Annotated in this window: 18 protein-coding genes; 4 read left to right on the forward strand and 14 right to left on the reverse strand. The window is 44.3% G+C overall.

Annotation, left to right across the window (positions count from 1 at the left end; genetic code table 11):
* Nucleotides 1-135: 135 nt before the first annotated feature.
* Both phaA and phaB read left to right on the forward strand, forming a co-directional pair.
* Nucleotides 136-1326, forward strand: a complete 1191-nt coding sequence (gene phaA, locus NLZ44_RS13115) for an acetyl-CoA acetyltransferase PhaA (protein ID WP_369299304.1) — start codon at nucleotides 136-138, stop codon at nucleotides 1324-1326.
* A 27-nt stretch (nucleotides 1327-1353) separates the two neighbouring features.
* The gene (gene phaB / locus NLZ44_RS13120) at nucleotides 1354-2076 is read left to right on the forward strand and encodes an acetoacetyl-CoA reductase PhaB (protein ID WP_006623602.1); all 723 of its coding nucleotides are present in this window, start codon (nucleotides 1354-1356) and stop codon (nucleotides 2074-2076) included.
* Nucleotides 2077-2624: 548 nt separating this feature from the next.
* On the opposite strand, the gene NLZ44_RS13125 is transcribed toward phaB, so the two are convergent.
* Nucleotides 2625-3245 carry a hypothetical protein gene (locus NLZ44_RS13125; RefSeq protein WP_493750063.1) on the reverse strand — a complete coding sequence of 207 codons (621 nt, stop codon included), beginning with the start codon at nucleotides 3243-3245 and terminating at the stop codon, nucleotides 2625-2627.
* A gap of 162 nt (nucleotides 3246-3407) precedes the next feature.
* A complete protein-coding gene (locus NLZ44_RS13130) occupies nucleotides 3408-3893 on the reverse strand; it encodes an allophycocyanin subunit alpha-B (RefSeq protein ID WP_315765984.1) in 486 nt (161 codons plus the stop codon).
* Between the two features lie 396 nt (nucleotides 3894-4289).
* Between NLZ44_RS13130 and rlmD the strand changes: the two genes are divergently transcribed.
* Nucleotides 4290-5675, forward strand: a complete 1386-nt coding sequence (rlmD, locus tag NLZ44_RS13135) for a 23S rRNA (uracil(1939)-C(5))-methyltransferase RlmD (RefSeq protein WP_006623606.1) — start codon at nucleotides 4290-4292, stop codon at nucleotides 5673-5675.
* A gap of 164 nt (nucleotides 5676-5839) precedes the next feature.
* Here rlmD and NLZ44_RS13140 read toward each other — a convergent pair whose 3' ends face one another.
* The 3 genes from NLZ44_RS13140 to NLZ44_RS13150 form a co-directional block, all read right to left on the reverse strand.
* Nucleotides 5840-6448, reverse strand: coding sequence for a hypothetical protein (locus tag NLZ44_RS13140; RefSeq protein WP_008054084.1), 609 nt, complete (start codon nucleotides 6446-6448; stop codon nucleotides 5840-5842).
* A gap of 2 nt (nucleotides 6449-6450) precedes the next feature.
* Complete coding sequence (thiO, locus tag NLZ44_RS13145; RefSeq protein WP_493750064.1) at nucleotides 6451-7554, reverse strand: glycine oxidase ThiO; 1104 nt, start codon at nucleotides 7552-7554, stop codon at nucleotides 6451-6453.
* 69 nt (nucleotides 7555-7623) lie between these two features.
* The gene (locus NLZ44_RS13150; RefSeq protein ID WP_111893668.1) at nucleotides 7624-8148 is read right to left on the reverse strand and encodes a hypothetical protein; all 525 of its coding nucleotides are present in this window, start codon (nucleotides 8146-8148) and stop codon (nucleotides 7624-7626) included.
* A gap of 57 nt (nucleotides 8149-8205) precedes the next feature.
* Here NLZ44_RS13150 and NLZ44_RS13155 point away from each other — a divergent pair, with 57 nt between their 5' ends.
* Entirely contained in the window at nucleotides 8206-8460 is a 255-nt protein-coding gene (locus NLZ44_RS13155; RefSeq protein ID WP_006623610.1) for a DUF8620 family protein, read from the forward strand.
* 70 nt (nucleotides 8461-8530) lie between these two features.
* On the opposite strand, the gene NLZ44_RS13160 is transcribed toward NLZ44_RS13155, so the two are convergent.
* The 9 genes from NLZ44_RS13160 to NLZ44_RS13200 form a co-directional block, all read right to left on the reverse strand.
* On the reverse strand, nucleotides 8531-8872 hold the full coding sequence (locus tag NLZ44_RS13160; protein WP_493750065.1) for a hypothetical protein: 342 nt from the start codon (nucleotides 8870-8872) through the stop codon (nucleotides 8531-8533).
* 11 nt (nucleotides 8873-8883) lie between these two features.
* Complete coding sequence (locus tag NLZ44_RS13165) at nucleotides 8884-9192, reverse strand: hypothetical protein (protein WP_493750066.1); 309 nt, start codon at nucleotides 9190-9192, stop codon at nucleotides 8884-8886.
* An 11-nt stretch (nucleotides 9193-9203) separates the two neighbouring features.
* On the reverse strand, nucleotides 9204-9794 hold the full coding sequence (locus NLZ44_RS13170) for a hypothetical protein (protein ID WP_493750067.1): 591 nt from the start codon (nucleotides 9792-9794) through the stop codon (nucleotides 9204-9206).
* Nucleotides 9795-10296: 502 nt separating this feature from the next.
* The gene (locus tag NLZ44_RS13175) at nucleotides 10297-10605 is read right to left on the reverse strand and encodes a hypothetical protein (RefSeq protein ID WP_493750068.1); all 309 of its coding nucleotides are present in this window, start codon (nucleotides 10603-10605) and stop codon (nucleotides 10297-10299) included.
* Between the two features lie 231 nt (nucleotides 10606-10836).
* Nucleotides 10837-11067, reverse strand: a complete 231-nt coding sequence (locus NLZ44_RS13180) for a FeoA family protein (protein WP_111893674.1) — start codon at nucleotides 11065-11067, stop codon at nucleotides 10837-10839.
* Nucleotides 11067-12518 carry a ferrous iron transporter B gene (locus NLZ44_RS13185; protein ID WP_006669497.1) on the reverse strand — a complete coding sequence of 484 codons (1452 nt, stop codon included), beginning with the start codon at nucleotides 12516-12518 and terminating at the stop codon, nucleotides 11067-11069. The genes NLZ44_RS13180 and NLZ44_RS13185 overlap by 1 nt, the downstream gene beginning before the upstream one ends.
* A complete protein-coding gene (locus NLZ44_RS13190) occupies nucleotides 12442-13110 on the reverse strand; it encodes a FeoB small GTPase domain-containing protein (RefSeq protein ID WP_493750069.1) in 669 nt (222 codons plus the stop codon). Before NLZ44_RS13190 ends, NLZ44_RS13185 begins: the two co-directional genes overlap by 77 nt.
* Before the next feature lie 433 nt (nucleotides 13111-13543).
* Complete coding sequence (locus NLZ44_RS13195; protein ID WP_008054075.1) at nucleotides 13544-14665, reverse strand: SGNH/GDSL hydrolase family protein; 1122 nt, start codon at nucleotides 14663-14665, stop codon at nucleotides 13544-13546.
* On the reverse strand, nucleotides 14662-15870 hold the full coding sequence (locus tag NLZ44_RS13200) for an alginate O-acetyltransferase AlgX-related protein (protein WP_493750070.1): 1209 nt from the start codon (nucleotides 15868-15870) through the stop codon (nucleotides 14662-14664). The genes NLZ44_RS13195 and NLZ44_RS13200 overlap by 4 nt, the downstream gene beginning before the upstream one ends.
* Nucleotides 15871-16035: the final 165 nt, after the last annotated feature.

Raw genomic sequence — 16035 nt, forward strand, 5'->3', positions numbered from 1 at the left:
TCTCCATATTTTCCCCTACAAGTCCAGCATAAGTTAAAAAAACCTAACAAATTCCCTTCAGTTCAACAGCCAGTGATAGAGTACAACTGCAAAATTCGATGAATTAGTATCGAACTGGGTATTTTGGGAGGACTAATGACAGAAGTTTATATCGTCTCCGCCACACGCACCCCCCTAGGTAGGTTTGGGGGGGGGTTATCTGGATTTTCTCCGGCTGACCTAGGCGCTCATACCATGAAAGCTGCATTGGCGAAAGCTGGAGTTTCCGGTGAAAACCTGGATCTTTATATTTTCGGAAATGTGTTGCGAGCAGGACACGGACAACTAATACCCCGTCAAGCCGCTTTGAAAGCAGGTATACCCGCTACAGTCGATGGATATGCCATTGATATGGTTTGTTCTTCTGCTATGATGAGTCTCATCAATGGCTGCTACACTATTAAAGCTGGAGAGGCTGATCTAGTGCTGGCAGGGGGGACTGAGTGTATGTCGCAAACGGGGTTCTTTTTGTCTCACCGCGCTAGGTGGGGTTATAAGTTCCTTATGGGAGCCCCAGAGCAGTTGATGGATATTCTGCTTTATGATGGTTTGACAGACTCTACTACCGGAGACGGTATGGGGGATGAAACTGAACGTTTGGCCGCTGAACATGGTTTCAGTCGTCAGGCTTTGGACGAGGTGGCTTTTTACTCCCAAAAACGCGCGGCGGAAGCTACCGAAAAGGGATTGTTTAAAAATGAAATCTCCCCCATTGAGGTGTCTAGCCGTAAGGGAACTCAGGTGATTGATACTGATGAGGGTATCCGCGCTGAGACTACTTTGGAAAGTTTGGCTAAGTTGCGTCCGGCTTTTCAGAAAGATGGGGTCTTGACTGCTGGGAATAGTTCCCAAATTTCTGATGGTGCGGCGGCGATTGTTTTGGCTAGTGAGGCTGCTGTACAAAAGTATGGCTTGAAACCTCTGGCTAAAGTGCTGGGCGGCGCTTGGGCTGGTGGTGAAAGTTGGCGGTTTCCAGAAGTGCCGATTTTCGCTACTCAGAAATTACTGGGTCGCCTGAAAATGTCGGTTAATGATTTCGATTTGTTTGAAAATAACGAGGCTTTTGCTGTTAGTACCTTGTTATTTGATAAAATGTTGGGGGTCTCTCAAGATAAGTTGAATGTTAATGGTGGGGCGATCGCTCTCGGACACCCTATTGGCGCTTCCGGTTCCCGCATTGTTGTGACTTTACTTAATGCTTTGGAACAACATGATAAGAGTTTGGGTCTCGCCGCTTTGTGTCATGGTACTGGTGGCGGTACGGCTTTTGCTATTGAGCGTGTGTAGTTTTTTCGGTTTTTTTAAGGAGGATAAATGGTTTCTTTAGGACTTGAGGATAAGGTGATTATTGTCACTGGCGGCGCACGGGGTATCGGCGCGGCTATTGTGAAGTTATTGGTCGAGTTTGGCGCGAAAGTTGCATCTATTGATGTCATTGACGGGGAAACTCCCCCAGGTGGACTGGCGCTTAAAGCTGATGTCACTAAGTTGGACAGTATGGAGTCCGCTGCTAAGGAAATTGGCGAGAAGTTGGGGACTGTTTATGGTGTCGTCGCTAATGCTGGTATTACCCGCGATAATTTCTTTACTAAGTTGACTGATGAAGATTGGGATCAGGTTATTGCTGTTAACCTTAAAGGGGTGAAAAATACCATTCAGCCTTTTATTCAAGGTATGTATGACCAGAATGCTGGCTCTATCGTCGCTATTAGTTCTATCTCAGGCGATCGCGGTAATGCTGGACAAACTAATTATGCTTCCACTAAAGCTGCTGTCATTGGGATGATGAAATCTATCGCACGGGAAGGCGCTCGTTTTAATGTCCGCGCTAATGCGATCGCACCCGGTTTTATTAATACCGAAATGACTCAAAAAATCCCTGATAAAGTCCGCGATAAAATTACCGCAGAAATTCCTTTCCGGCGTTTTGGTGAACCTGAAGATATCGCCTGGGCTGTCGCTTTTTTACTCTCTCCTGTCGCTAGTAGTTATGTCACCGGAGAGGTATTGCGTGTTAATGGCGCTCACCATACCTAGGCTTTTCATCGCGGTTAGCTACTCCTAAATGGCGGCGGGTTTATTAGTCGGATTTCCGTTTTTAAAAACCTCCATTATAACCCGCCACTCCATAATCCCCATAATTCGCGATCGCTTGTTCAAAACTCACACTATGTTAAGTTTTGTAAACAAAAATTAAGAAATGTTGCGAAAAAATTTTTGTGGCGGGGTTGCTTGCTTTTGTCGCTGAATCGTGGTATTATATTAGATAATCGGATTATTGACATTTTTTTTATTTTTGCAAATATCCAATTATTTATAAATATGTCAATATAATACCACTACTCCCCGCCACCTGTCAACCCTATTTCCGAATTAATTATTAATTGTAGGGGCGCGCCTCTGCTGTCAATTCTCAATTCCCCACGACCAGAGCCATAAACCCGCCCTACCCCACCGGGGAATTACAGGGGAAGGGGGAAGGGGGAAGGGGGAAGGGGGAAGGTGCGTCAGTTGATAATTATCCTCTTATAATCGCCATAGTCGGGGGTCTGACGCACCCTAAAGTCGGGTGATCAATTATCCCGTTAAGAAGCCTCAGCCGGACGTATCCATAAACGATTATCAGAAGTAGCAGCAAACAATTTCCCTTCACTAGCAGCCATAGCCACCACATTATTAGCATGACCAATTTGCTGCCAGATCAAATCCTCGTGGACAGTATCGCGCATCCAGAGATTATTGTCAGAAGTAGCAGCATAAAGTTTTCCACCCGTAGCAGTTAATCCCACCACATTATTAGCATGACCAATCTCGACCCAAGGAATATCCTCAGTATTGACCTCCCGAGTCAATAACTTATTATCCGAAGTAACGGCATAGAGATTACCGTCACTGGCGGTCATGGCTATCACCTTCTCAGCCTGACCAATCTTATCCCACTTGATATCCTCAGCCACCCCTTCACGGACCCAGAAGGAGCCATCTTGGGTAGCAGCAAATAACATATTATTAGCGGCAGCCATAGCGACAGCCTGATTAGCCTGACCAATCACCTGCCAGTTAATATCCCCAGGGACAGCCACCCTAATCCACAACTTATAATCTTGAGTAATTGCATAAAGGGCACCATCCATGGCAGCCATAGCGACCACATAGTTAGCATGACCGATGTGTTCCCAATTTATCTCTGTTCTATTAATACTCATTAACACCGACTCCTTCAGTTTTAAAGATCTGATGGCAGACCCATCATAGCCAAATAATTAACAAAATCAACCCCATGCCGACCCTGGGATGCGATCGCCCAAGAATAGCCTTTAGACATGGGGCTGTTTGTGCCTATAGCTAAAAACCCAAACAATCCCTAGTTAGGACATAGCTTGGATAATAAAGTCAAAGTAAGGGGCTGCCTCCTTAGCATCTTCATCATCCAAAAGCGCCAGAGATGCTTCCTTGAGGCAACGGATAGCCTCTACCATTCCCGGCATAGGAACACCCAGAGAATTGTACATTTCCTTAACCCCAATCAAGCCAATGCTTTCAATAGGATCTTTATCTCCAGACAGAATGCCATAGGTAATTACACGCAGATACCAGCCATAGTCCCGCAAACACAAGGAACGTTCCCGCTGTCCAGCGGCATTACCACCGGGGGCAATAAAATCTGGGCGCTTCTTCCACAGTTGTCCACTAGCACGGTCAACAATCTTTTTTTCGTTTTCGGTAAGTGTATCGACAATCCGCAACCTTTGCTCACCAGTTTTCAAGAAATCACTAATATTCTTGAGTTCCCCAGTGGTCGGGTAACGGAGTTCATCGTCGGCTTTGAGAATAACTTGGCTTACTACAGTCATCGTTTTTCAAACAGATAAACAATAATTTCCGGTCGAGATAGCCTTCACAGTCTACCTCCCCTATTGAGAATGGTACATTAAAGTTTCCCCTCATACCGATCCTAGTCTAAATGCTGGGGGTTATCGGTACGGCTTATACTTACCAGTATTATTCAGGTTGACCCACTGATATATTCTCGCGATCGCATCATGAACAGATTGTCCCGGTCTGAGGGAGTTGTTAACTCGCCCTTTCCCATAAGGCTTCCCCTAATGCCTCTCAGACCACTAACATTAAGTAGTTTAGCGATTCAGGACTACAGAGGGCTACAGACACCAACCGAAAAAACGCTTATCCTACGAAAAAGCCTCCCAGAGGTTTTCACCTGATCATTTCACACTATCGGATTTAAAAGTATGGCAACTTGGCAGCAAGGTCAACAGATAGAAGTCTCAATTACAGATTTAGCAGAAGGCGGAAACGGAGTCGGACGATATCAAGACCGAGTTGTGTTTGTCCCTGATACGGTCCCAGGCGATCGCGCTTTGGTCAGACTCACACGGGTTAAGTCTAAATACGCAGAAGCCAAAATACTTAAACTGATCACAACGTCATCATCCCGTATCCGTCCCCATTGCATTGTTGCTGACAAATGTGGGGGCTGTCAGTGGCAGCATATAGATTATGATTTCCAACTAGAAGCTAAAAGGGGTTTAGTAGTTAATGCGTTAACCAAAATGGGGGGATTTATAGAACCACCAGTAGCCCCAGTTTTGCCCTCCCCTCAATCTTTAGCCTATCGCAATAAAGTTACCTATCCCCTACGATTATCTTCTACAGGTCAGGTACAAGCTGGATATTATCAAAAGGGCAGCCATCGGTTAATTAATTTGAATCAGTGTCCGGTGCAAGATCAGCGCCTCAATCCTTTATTGGCTAACATTAAACAGGATATCCAAAATCGCGGGTGGCTGGTTTATGATGAACAACAACACACTGGCACTATCCGCCATCTTTCTTTTCGCATAGGGCGGCGCACAGGGGAAATTTTGCTCACTCTTGTAGTCAAAGATAATAATTTACCACAACTTAAAGAACAGGCTGATATCTGGCTACAGCAATATCCACAATTGGTAGGAGTTTGTCTTAATATCAATAGCGATCGCACTAATGCTATCCTTGGCAAAAATACCCATTGTCTCATCGGCAAACCTTATATACATGAGATATTTGCTGATTTAAAGTTGCGCTTGACTTCGGACAATTTCTTTCAAGTCAATACGGAAGCGGCGGAATCTCTGTTATCAGCTATTTCCTCGGAGTTGAATTTGCAGGGTCACGAAATTCTAGTAGATGCTTACTGTGGTATCGGCACGTTTACTCTACCCCTAGCCAAGCAATTAGGACAGAATTTCCCCCCAGGAGAAATTAGGGCGATCGGTTTGGAGTCCCAAGCTGGGGCGGTAGAACAAGCTATTTCTAATGCTGATTTAAATGATATTAATCATGTAGAGTTTCGCGTCGGTAACGTCCAAAAACTCTTGCCAGAAATACCATTTCAGCCAGATATAGTTGTGCTAGATCCACCCCGACAAGGATGCGATCGCACTGTTATTCAAACTCTCTTAAATCTACAGCCTCAACGCATTGTTTATATCAGTTGTCGTCCCGTTACTTTGGCACGAGATTTACAACTACTCTGCGAAAACGGCATTTATCAACTCACCAAAGTACAACCTGCCGATTTTTTCCCACAAACCTCCCATGTTGAATGTGCAGCCTTTTTGACTCTTAGTCACTAATCTAACTCATGCCCAAAAACTCCTCCCACCCCTTCCTGTCTCTCTCTGATTAATTCCCAAATTTACTATTGACATATTATGCGACTTGACCTACAATAGTATTATGGGAAAATGTGCGGGCATATATATGGCTGTCCTAGTTAGCGCAGCCCAGACGGGTCAATCTATTGCCTAATTCTGACTTGAGTCCAAAACAGTTGCATAAGACCAACTCCAGTGAGACCAGCAACTATAGTCCAGGTGAGGGTCAAACCAATAACATCTCCCAAGAAAAAGCCTGTCAACTGTCGCAAAATGCCACCTAATAGCCACCCTATAGGTAATCCCACACTCCAACACACAACACTAGCGACGACCCAGCGACGACCCCAAAATACGGACTCTCGCAAAGCCCACCATTGAAACAGTCCCAACGCCACACCGACCTTGAATCCTTCTATGACCCCATAAAACAGACGGAGAAACAGGTTAAGGGTCCGCGGTGCCATCCAACCCATAGCACCCATAGGAGTTAACCCCATTAAACACCAAGCGATCGCACTAACGAAAATCCAACGCCAGGGGTAAGAAATATGGTGACGGAGGACAAACCATTGCGCGCCGCCAACACTCAACCCACCAACAACTCCGACCAACCAATTAACATCAGGACGTTCTCCCACTTCTATCCATAGCAAACTGACCAGAAACCCAGCCACAGTGACAGCGACCCACTGGACCAAAAATCGGCTTTCAGCTTTAACCAGGGAAACGGACTGACACAGCCACCACATAATTAGCTAGAAAAGCGGTCCCAGCAGAAGTATTCTAGTAGAGGGTCTAATTTATCATAGCATACCAAATCAGCAATTAATTCAGCGGTAATAGGGGCTAGTAAAATACCGTTACGGTGATGACCTGTAGCTAGGGTTAAATTCTCAAAGGGACTCCTACCCAAGATAGGTAATTCGTCGGGGGTAGTAGGGCGAAAACCGGACCAAAATTCCTCAATGGGAAACTCTGCGAGTCCGGGATAAAGTCGGGTAGCCTCTGAGAGGAGAGTATTTATTCCTTTGGGGGTTATACTCTTGTGAAAGCCGACATTTTCAGCGGTAGCCCCCAGGACGATTAAACCATCACGGCGTGGTACAATATAAATACCAGACCCAAATAGAACTTGTTTTAGAGGTAGTTGGGAAATATCACTAGGGACTCGCAGTGATAACATTTGACCTTTTATGGGGTATACTGGGATAGGCAGGATTTGACCTGACCAAGCTCCGCCTGCGAGAATGTAGTGGGAAGCGACGATCGCCCCTTGGTTAGTGTTGATTTGCTTAATTTTATTAGTGGTGGTGGCGATTTCTTGGACTTCTACACCATCCCTAATTTGGATGCCTAATTGTTGGCTGGCATGAATTAGCGATCGCATTAATAGGCGGCGGTTGTCAACTTGACCATCTTGTGGAAACCACCATCCTCCAACCACTTCTGAAGTTAAACCGGGTTGTTGAGTGATCAGCTGATCAGCTTCTAGCCAGATAGCGGGACTTTCAGGAGTTTGTGGTAGTTGTGTTTGGTGGGGATATTGGTAAACGGGGGCGAGAATACCACAAGGCCAATAACCGGTATCTAAGCCAGTGAGGTCTTGAATTTGTCTAGTCCAAGGTTGATAAAGCGATCGACTACGGAGGGCTAAATCAAGCAGAGGACTTGGGGGAATTCTTTCCGCCTGGGGTGCTAACATCCCCGCCGCCACATATCCCGCCGCCTCTTGAGTATTGCGGCTACAGACGGTGACAGTTGCGCCTCGCCATTGGAGAGCGATCGCCACAGATAACCCAATAATACCACCACCTATAACAATTATATCACTTTTTTGATGACTTGAGGTAATCATTGTTAGTCACAAATTCTGAATTATGAATTAATTTAGATCTGACTTCTGACGCGGTAAATCAATGTAGTCTCAGTTTTTTTTCTTGTCGTTGGGGGTATCGGTTTGAGGGGGGGAGTGGCTGTCAGAAGACTTTAGGGCTTCATCTAAAACCATTCTAGCAGCCTCAGCATGGCTGCGCGCTTCCCGGTAGCGAAGGTTAGCGACCGCAAAATTTTTCAAAGCCTTAAACCCTTCTTTGAGGTCAGTAATTTCTTCCATGGTGGTAGTTTGGTCACTAAAGAGGATATCAATTTGGTCACGTGCTTTTAGGGCTTCTTCGCGAGACTCCATCATTTTTAACTTGAGTGAAGCGAGGTTGCTAAGGGTCTGGACAGCTTCCGTGACAGCATCTTCTTCTCCAGTAGTTGCCATAGAGGTTTCCTTAACCTCCACAAACTGCTCTGGACTAAAGCCATCTTCCAACTCAGTGGGTAATTTTCCATTATCCATAAGTTCCATAAGTTTATCCATAGCCTGTTCACGGGCTTTAGGGGAGTCTTTACCCCGGACAGACAGGAGAATTTCTGGACTTTGGGGGAGGGTGTAGCGAACCATATTGACACAGATTGCCTAGAATGACTATTGAGATAAATATTTTAGCAGAATCCGAACATGAAAGAGCAAGTTATTCTCTGGTTGAACCGCCTTTTGGTAGCTGATGTGTTTTTGGTGTTATTGAGTTTCCTATGGTTGGCGATCGCTGTTTTGGGTAAATCTATGGGGGTTAACCTGGGATTAGAACTTTGGTATCAACTCTGGGAACCTGTTTTCACACCGGCGATCGGTCTATTGATGGCGGGTGCGTTACTAATCGGGGCTATGAATCAAATCTCTAAATGGTTAGTACGTCCTGACTCCCAATCATAATCTATCATCCCCCTAAACAGTTAATGATTGATAGTCGATAGTTGACTCTCCCAATTATCGACTTTCCCTTTTACCGATACTCTCCCAACTTCCCACTTCGGAAAACCGCGACCCTTTCCAAGTCAACAGGGAAACTCTTATGTGGGTAGGTGATATGAGAGTAACTCTCCCAACTTCCCACTTCGGAAAACCGCGACCTTTTCGAGTCAAGCTGAAAACTCTTATGTGGGTAGGTGATATGAGGGTAACTCTCCCAACTTCCCACTTCGGAAAACCGCGACCTTTCCCAGTCAACAGGGAAACTCCTATGTGGGTAGGTGATATGAGAGTAACTCTCCCGACTTCCGACTTTCTTTTTTCGGGAGACTCTCCCAACTTCCCACTTCGGAAAACCGCGACCTTTTCGAGTCAACGGGGAAACTCCTATGTGGGTAGGTGATATGAGAGTAACTCTCCCGACTGGTGACTTTCCGTTTGAGGGAAACTCTCCCAACTTCCGACTTCGGAAAACCGCGACCTTTTCGAGTCAAGCTGAAAACTCTTATGTGGGTAGGTGATATGAGAGTAACTCTCCCGACTTCCGACTTTCTTTTTTCGGGAGACTCTCCCAACTTCCCACTTCGGAAAACCGCGACCTTTTCGAGTCAAGCTGAAAACTCTTATGTGGGTAGGTGATATTTGGCAGACTTCCCCGACTTCCAACTTCTCCAAACCGCGACCTTTCCCAGTCAACAGGGAAACTCTTATGTGGGTAGGTGATATGAGAGTAACTCTCCCGACTTCCGACTTTCTTTTTTCGGGAGACTCTCCCAACTTCCCACTTCGGAAAACCGCGACCTTTTCAAGTCAAGCTGAAAACTCTTATGTGGGTAGGTGATATGAGGGAAACTCTCCCAACTTCCGACTTCGGAAAACCGCGACCTTTTCGAGTCAAGCTGAAAACTCTTATGTGGGTAGGTGATATGAGAGTAACTCTCCCGACTGGTGACTTTCCGTTTGAGGGAGACTCTCCAACTTCCGACTTCGGAAAACCGCGACCTTTTCAAGTCAAGCTGAAAACTCTTATGTGGGTAGGTGATATGAGAGTAACTCTCCCGACTTCCGACTTTCTTTTTTCGGGAGACTCTCCCAACTTCCCACTTCGGAAAACCGCGACCTTTTCGAGTCAAGCTGAAAACTCTTATGTGGGTAGGTGATATTTGGCAGACTTCCCCGACTTCCAACTTCTCCAAGCCGCGACCTTTCCCAGTCAACAGGGAAACTCTTATGTGGGTAGGTGATATGAGAGTAACTCTCCCGACTTCCGACTTTCTTTTTTCGGGAGACTCTCCCAACTTCCCACTTCGGAAAACCGCGACCTTTTCAAGTCAAGCTGAAAACTCTTATGTGGGTAGGTGATATGAGGGTAACTCTCCCAACTTCCGACTTCGGAAAACCGCGACCTTTTCAAGTCAAGCTGAAAACTCTTATGTGGGTAGGTGATATGAGGGTAACTCTCCCAACTTCCGACTTCGGAAAACCGCGACCTTTTCAAGTCAAGCTGAAAACTCTTATGTGGTTAGGTGATATGAGGGAAACTCTCCCGACTGGTGACTTTCCGTTTGAGGGAAACTCTCCCGACTTCCCACTTCGGAAAACCGCGACCTTTTCAAGTCAAGCTGAAAACTCTTATGTGGGTAGGTGATATGAGGGTAACTCTCCCAACTTCCGACTTCGGAAAACCGCGACCTTTTCAAGTCAAGCTGAAAACTCTTATGTGGGTAGGTGATATGAGGGTAACTCTCCCAACTTCCGACTTCGGAAAACCGCGACCTTTTCAAGTCAAGCTGAAAACTCTTATGTGGTTAGGTGATATGAGGGAAACTCTCCCGACTGGTGACTTTCCGTTTGAGGGAAACTCTCCCGACTTCCCACTTCGGAAAACCGCGACCTTTTCAAGTCAAGCTGAAAACTCTTATGTGGGTAGGTGATATTTGGCAGACTTCCCCGACTTCCAACTTCTCCAAACCGCGACCTTTCCCAGTCAACAGGGAAACTCTTATGTGGGTAGGTGATATGAGAGTAACTCTCCCAACTGGTGACTTTCTGTTTGAGGGAAACTCTCCCGACTTCCCACTTCGGAAAACCGCGACCTTTCCCAGTCAACGGGGAAACTCCTATGTGGGTAGGTGATATGAGGGAAACTCTCCCGACTGGTGACTTTCCGTTTGAGGGAAACTCTCCCAACTTCCGACTTCGGAAAACCGCGACCTTTTCAAGTCAAGCTGAAAACTCTTATGTGGGTAGGTGATATGAGGGAAACTCTCCCGACTGGTGACTTTTGTTTGAGGGAGAGTCTCGGACCTGTGAGGGTTGAGAAGATGAATTGACAGAGGTTTAGGGTGATGTTTTCACCTCGACAAAAATAGTTTTAGCTGTTTCGGTATCTAAAGCGACCCGTGAACGTCCTATTTTGATAACATAGGAGGGAAAACGTTGCTCCAAAAATAGAGGAACTCCGGGCATAACTCCCATAGCAAAGAGTTTATGTAGGATAGTGTCCTGTTGGGTTTTAATCTCGACAACGATCGCATCTACCCTCAGATCCAAACTCACGAGAGAAATCATTAAAAATTCACCCCAACCAGGTCCAGTAAAAAATTCGCACCATATCCCATGGTAAAAGCAAAAGGTATAATCAATGCTACCATAATCAGAGTAATTTTCAAACCTTGTTCTTTAACCATTACCTGAAACTGCGCCACACAGGGAAGAAACAGAGTCAAAACTATGGCGGTAACGACTAATTGATTACCTGTTAATATACCAGTTTGAGTTAAATCAAAAAGTCCCGCCGCGCCATAATCACGACGAAAGAAACCATAGAGGAAAATAGGTGCGACTTCTCGAGGTAGTCCCAAGGCTAAAGTAATGGGTTCTAATAAACCAACCAACCAGTTAAAGACTCCGGTTAAATGACCAATCCAAATAAACACGGAAACCCAAATAAATAGGGGGACTATTTCCCAAAAATATCCCTTCATACGCAGATAGGTTTTGATGAGGATATTCTGTAACTTGGGTATTCTCAAAGGGGGAACTTCCATATAAAATTCGGATCTATTTCCGGGAATAATCCGAGAAGTTAATGCGCCGACTATTAGAAAAACGGAGAGGATAAATCCCCCCCAAATTAATAGGGCTGTTGGTTTCATGGAAAGTAGTCCTAAAATCACGCCCCACTGGGCGGCACAGGGAACAGCTAGGGCGAGGAGAAAAATGGTAATCATCCTCTCCCGACGAGTTTCTAGGGTGCGAGTGACGACAGTTGCCATAGTATCACATCCTAAGCCTAATACCATGGGAATTACCGCCCTTCCTGATAAGCCTATTATCTTAAATAACTGATCTAGCATGAGAGATAGCCGGGGTAAATATCCACTATCTTCTAATAAGGAAAACATGAGAAAATAAGTCCCTACTACGGGTAAGACAATAGCGATCGCATAACGAACTCCTAGAGTAATAATACCATAATCATTAGCCAATAAATCCTGGAATATCTCTAGGGGAATTACGGCGGCTACGAAAGCATCTACCCTGGGATTAATATAGGTTTCAAAACCGCCTTCAATTAGGTCTACTAGAGTCCCCGCGCCAAACTCACCGACAAATTTATAAACGCCGAAATATAGGATGATTAAAAGTAGAGGAAACCCGGTAATCGGATTAACTGTAATCTGGTGCAATTTTTCGGCTAGGTCTGAGGTGTCGGAGGCTGATTCGGTTAAGACTTCTTTTTCAATATTCCCGGCTTTTTCTTGTCGGGTAATGGCGATCGCACGACTAATAGGAACATCAAGACTGACCTGGGCTTCCATAATAGCCAGATCGTATTCTTCCCGATAGGGGCTGGTTTTTATGGTCTCCAAAAATTGGGGATCTCGCTGCAAAATTAGTAGGGCTAAACTTCTATGGGAGAGGGTATAGGAGGGGAGACTATTATCTTTCAATAACAGAGATTCGATGTGAGCGATCGCTATTTCTATGGTCGGAGGATACACTACTGGACTCAACATAATCTACTACCTTGGTTTTTAATTCTTGAACTCCAATATTATGGGCTGCAGCCATTAACACTACGGGAATACCTAGCTTTTCCTCTAAGTCTTCAGCATTGATTTTAATACCAAGATGGTCGGCTTCGTCAATCAGATTAACTGCTAATAAAACTGGTAATCCGGCTTCTAGTAATTGTAGGGTTAGGTTTAGCATTCTCCCTAAATGTTGGGCATTTACTACATGAATGACCAAATCTATCCCCCTAGTCATCAATAGGTCTCGACCGACTTTTTCTTCTTCGGTAATGGGTAAGAGAGAATACATCCCTGGGGTGTCTACAATGGCGATCGCTTTGTCTCCAATTATCATGTCTCCTGTGGAAATATCTACGGTGGTTCCCGGATAGTTGGAAACTGTGGCATAATGGCTAGTTAGGGCATTAAATAATACGCTTTTTCCCACATTCGGAGAACCCACTAGGGCGACTGTAGGCTTATTTGACACCGCCGAGAAATGGCGATCGCTTTTCGGTCTCCACCACTTCCACCAAGGTCTCGGTGAGCTAGACGTTTTACCTGAACAGTTTTTAGAGCAGTAATTACAACTCATGTAGATTATTAGTAATAATTCACTTTTATTTAATCCATGAATTATAGAATATCACTACAATATCGTCAATCACAAAAATTCCCGGTTTCTGGCTATAAAACATAATCTAGGATTATCTAAACATGGTTTTAGATACAAACATTAAATCAATCTGTAAATTTTGGGGTGATAATGGTTCTCATTATCGCAAAAAATCTGACGAGAGAATCGGTACTTGACAAGCCCCAATGTTAATGATAGAGTGGAATCTATAGGTTATGCTCCTCTTGGTGTGGGTTATGTCAGCTACAAGAGAGATTATAGGAACCCAAAGCCAGTAAAGCCGTAGTGACATTGACCAATTTCGGGAATAGAGACTCGAGAAGATTTCGCCGCGATGCACGAGTATTTTTTAGGCCAAAATTAGGGGGCTTGACAAAATTCCACATTTATGCTAATCCCCGTCAGAGTTGAAGTGGTGAGTAAGTAGATGTTTGGTAATTAATTCCGCGGCCAATGCGTTTCCGGCGATATTCCAGTGGCTGTCATTAGGTCGGTAGAGTCGGGTAGTCTGGGAAACCTGCCTAAAATCATCTAATAAGTCGATATAGTTGATATTGTATTGAGAAAGGCGATCGCGTAGGAGGCGGTTAGGGTGCTCAAAATCCAAACCTTGGGGGTCATCAGGCTTGAGGATATCAATAACTTGGGATTGTAGTTGTTTATTGACTTGTACCTCGGTAGGAATAATCACAATGGTTAGGTCAATATTTCGATAATCGCAAATCTCCTTAATGCGGCGAATATCCGCCATAGCGTCTTCAAAAAACCCTAGGAAAATGCCGTCCCTTGTCCTAATATCAAACATACGACTTAGGTTAGAAACCTGTTCAAGATAGGACTCATCAGTTAAGGTGGGGTGGTCGTCTTTATATTCGAGGTTATTGGGGTTATAGACAGTCCCTTCAAACTGAGTTTGGAGTTTAATCAAAGATTGTAAAAAGGCGACGGTATAGAAGGTTTCCTTATTTCTATCGAGGGAAGTTAGGTGATTGTCGATAAAATCATTACCAATATAAAAGGATAGGAGTATTTTATCAGGATTAAGCACTAACCCTTCATTAATCAATAAAGCCAAATAGGCGGCGGGTCCTAAGCCAGGAATTCCCATATTGATCACTTCGATATTTTTATCTTGGCTGTTTAGCTGTTTCTCAATCAAGGTTAAATAATTATAGTGATAGGGAACTATTCCAAAGGCGAAGGAATCACCAATTCCCAACATTCGATAAATACCCTCCGGTTTTGCTTGTGTAAATTCCACATCTTTAAAGCCATGGGAGTTTAGTTGAAAGTCAAAATCTTGGGCGTGGGGTCTTCCTCGCCAACGATTATATGAACGGTTATAGAAAACAAATGTGGGATTAATTCTGTGATAAATCCTGAAGGTAGCCTCGGTTAGCAGAAATGTAATTCCCGCGATAATTAAGGTTTGGCTAAAAAATTTACAAACTGGGTTATTAACAATGGCTTTTATCGGTAATTTTTGGGAAATTTTTAACTTTTCTTGGTTCATTTTTCCTCGGGTGCGAATACGGAGTCGGTAATTTTAACTAAGTGTTCAAACAAGATATCTTTAGCCAGTTTGTTTCCGTGGGAGTTCCAATGGGGTTCTTGGAATAGATAGAGATGGCGGTTTTGTTGTTCTACTCTAAATCTAGGAGTGAGGTCAATATAGGGAATGTTGTTTGACTCCAAATGTGGGATGAGGATATTTTGCTGACAGGTAATGTCATAATCATCTAAGTTTAGGTAAAAGGTAGACTGGAGTTGATTTAACAAGTGGTCGTTAACCTGGTATTCGTCGGGATAGATAGCCACGATAAACTTAATGTTCCTGTCTTGGAGAATGGCATTCATTTCTGAGATGCTATCCAAGATATAGTTAATGTTAGCATCACGATCGCCATTTTGTAGCTTCTCGATATTGCAGAAACTCATCCGACCACGTTCTACATCCAGAAATTTCTCCAGGGACAGAATACCTGGGGATGTTTCGGGTTCGTCTAAGGCGATCGCCTCAGTAGTCGCGACTAACTGACTCTGGGGGAGTTGATGAGACTGTTGAGACTGTTGAGACCTAGCGGCTTCTCGAAAGATTTTATATTTTTGTTGAATAAACAGTAATAGTCGTGATTTAGGAATAATCGGATAACCAAATATAATTAACTCTTGGCGAGGGTCTATATCAATGTAAAGATCGTTCACAATGATTCGTTTTCGATAGGGGTCAGCATCAACAAAATCATTCCCCACAAAAAAACCCAAGACGACTAAATGGGGATTATACTGCAATCCATATTTTTTCAATAAGGCTAGTTGTTCGGCGGTATGGGTTCCGGGATATCCAGCATTAATGACATCGACTTGATGCTGTCCGTAATGTTGGCTAAATTGGTTTTCCAATAAGGCGGTATAGTTGCCTTCTTGACCACCAGCCCAATTAAAAGAGTCGCTGAGAATGAGCATCCGAAATATATCAGGATCTGGTTGGAGGGGATAGTCTCGGTCATTGAAACCAAATTGATTATTACCGTTAGCATGACCGCGAATTTTAAACCCCATATCAGGGTCGTATTGATAGAGTCCGCGAAATAAATAGGGTTCAGAGACAATCATGATTACTTCTACTAAGAAGAACGGTAGAATTGTCCAGCAAAACAGTAGGAGTAAAATTTGCCGCCAGGGGGGTAATTTTACAGATGGTAATAATTTTTTCATGAAGTCTTATGGATTTACTTCCTCGGATGATTGATTAGGATAGCAGTCCCGACGGATATTGTCCATACCTATGATAACAGGGAATAGGGAGGGGCGTGGTTTAGGGGTATAAATACTTGATAATAGTGTAATCAAAAGGCAGAAGGGAAATGGGCGGATGATGTG

Source organism: Arthrospira sp. PCC 9901 (assembly GCF_059013425.1).

Excerpts from the sequence above, each read along its gene's own strand:
- phaA (WP_369299304.1), top strand. The coding sequence starts at position 136 with ATGACAGAAGTTTATATCGTCTCCGCCACACGCACCCCCCTAGGTAGG.
- phaB (WP_006623602.1), top strand. The coding sequence starts at position 1,354 with ATGGTTTCTTTAGGACTTGAGGATAAGGTGATTATTGTCACTGGCGGC.
- NLZ44_RS13125 (WP_493750063.1), bottom strand. The coding sequence starts at position 3,245 with ATGAGTATTAATAGAACAGAGATAAATTGGGAACACATCGGTCATGCT.
- NLZ44_RS13130 (WP_315765984.1), bottom strand. The coding sequence starts at position 3,893 with ATGACTGTAGTAAGCCAAGTTATTCTCAAAGCCGACGATGAACTCCGT.
- rlmD (WP_006623606.1), top strand. The coding sequence starts at position 4,290 with ATGGCAACTTGGCAGCAAGGTCAACAGATAGAAGTCTCAATTACAGAT.
- NLZ44_RS13140 (WP_008054084.1), bottom strand. The coding sequence starts at position 6,448 with ATGTGGTGGCTGTGTCAGTCCGTTTCCCTGGTTAAAGCTGAAAGCCGA.
- thiO (WP_493750064.1), bottom strand. The coding sequence starts at position 7,554 with ATGATTACCTCAAGTCATCAAAAAAGTGATATAATTGTTATAGGTGGT.
- NLZ44_RS13150 (WP_111893668.1), bottom strand. The coding sequence starts at position 8,148 with ATGGTTCGCTACACCCTCCCCCAAAGTCCAGAAATTCTCCTGTCTGTC.
- NLZ44_RS13155 (WP_006623610.1), top strand. The coding sequence starts at position 8,206 with ATGAAAGAGCAAGTTATTCTCTGGTTGAACCGCCTTTTGGTAGCTGAT.
- NLZ44_RS13180 (WP_111893674.1), bottom strand. The coding sequence starts at position 11,067 with ATGATTTCTCTCGTGAGTTTGGATCTGAGGGTAGATGCGATCGTTGTC.
- NLZ44_RS13185 (WP_006669497.1), bottom strand. The coding sequence starts at position 12,518 with ATGTTGAGTCCAGTAGTGTATCCTCCGACCATAGAAATAGCGATCGCT.
- NLZ44_RS13190 (WP_493750069.1), bottom strand. The coding sequence starts at position 13,110 with ATGAGTTGTAATTACTGCTCTAAAAACTGTTCAGGTAAAACGTCTAGC.
- NLZ44_RS13195 (WP_008054075.1), bottom strand. The coding sequence starts at position 14,665 with ATGAACCAAGAAAAGTTAAAAATTTCCCAAAAATTACCGATAAAAGCC.
- NLZ44_RS13200 (WP_493750070.1), bottom strand. The coding sequence starts at position 15,870 with ATGAAAAAATTATTACCATCTGTAAAATTACCCCCCTGGCGGCAAATT.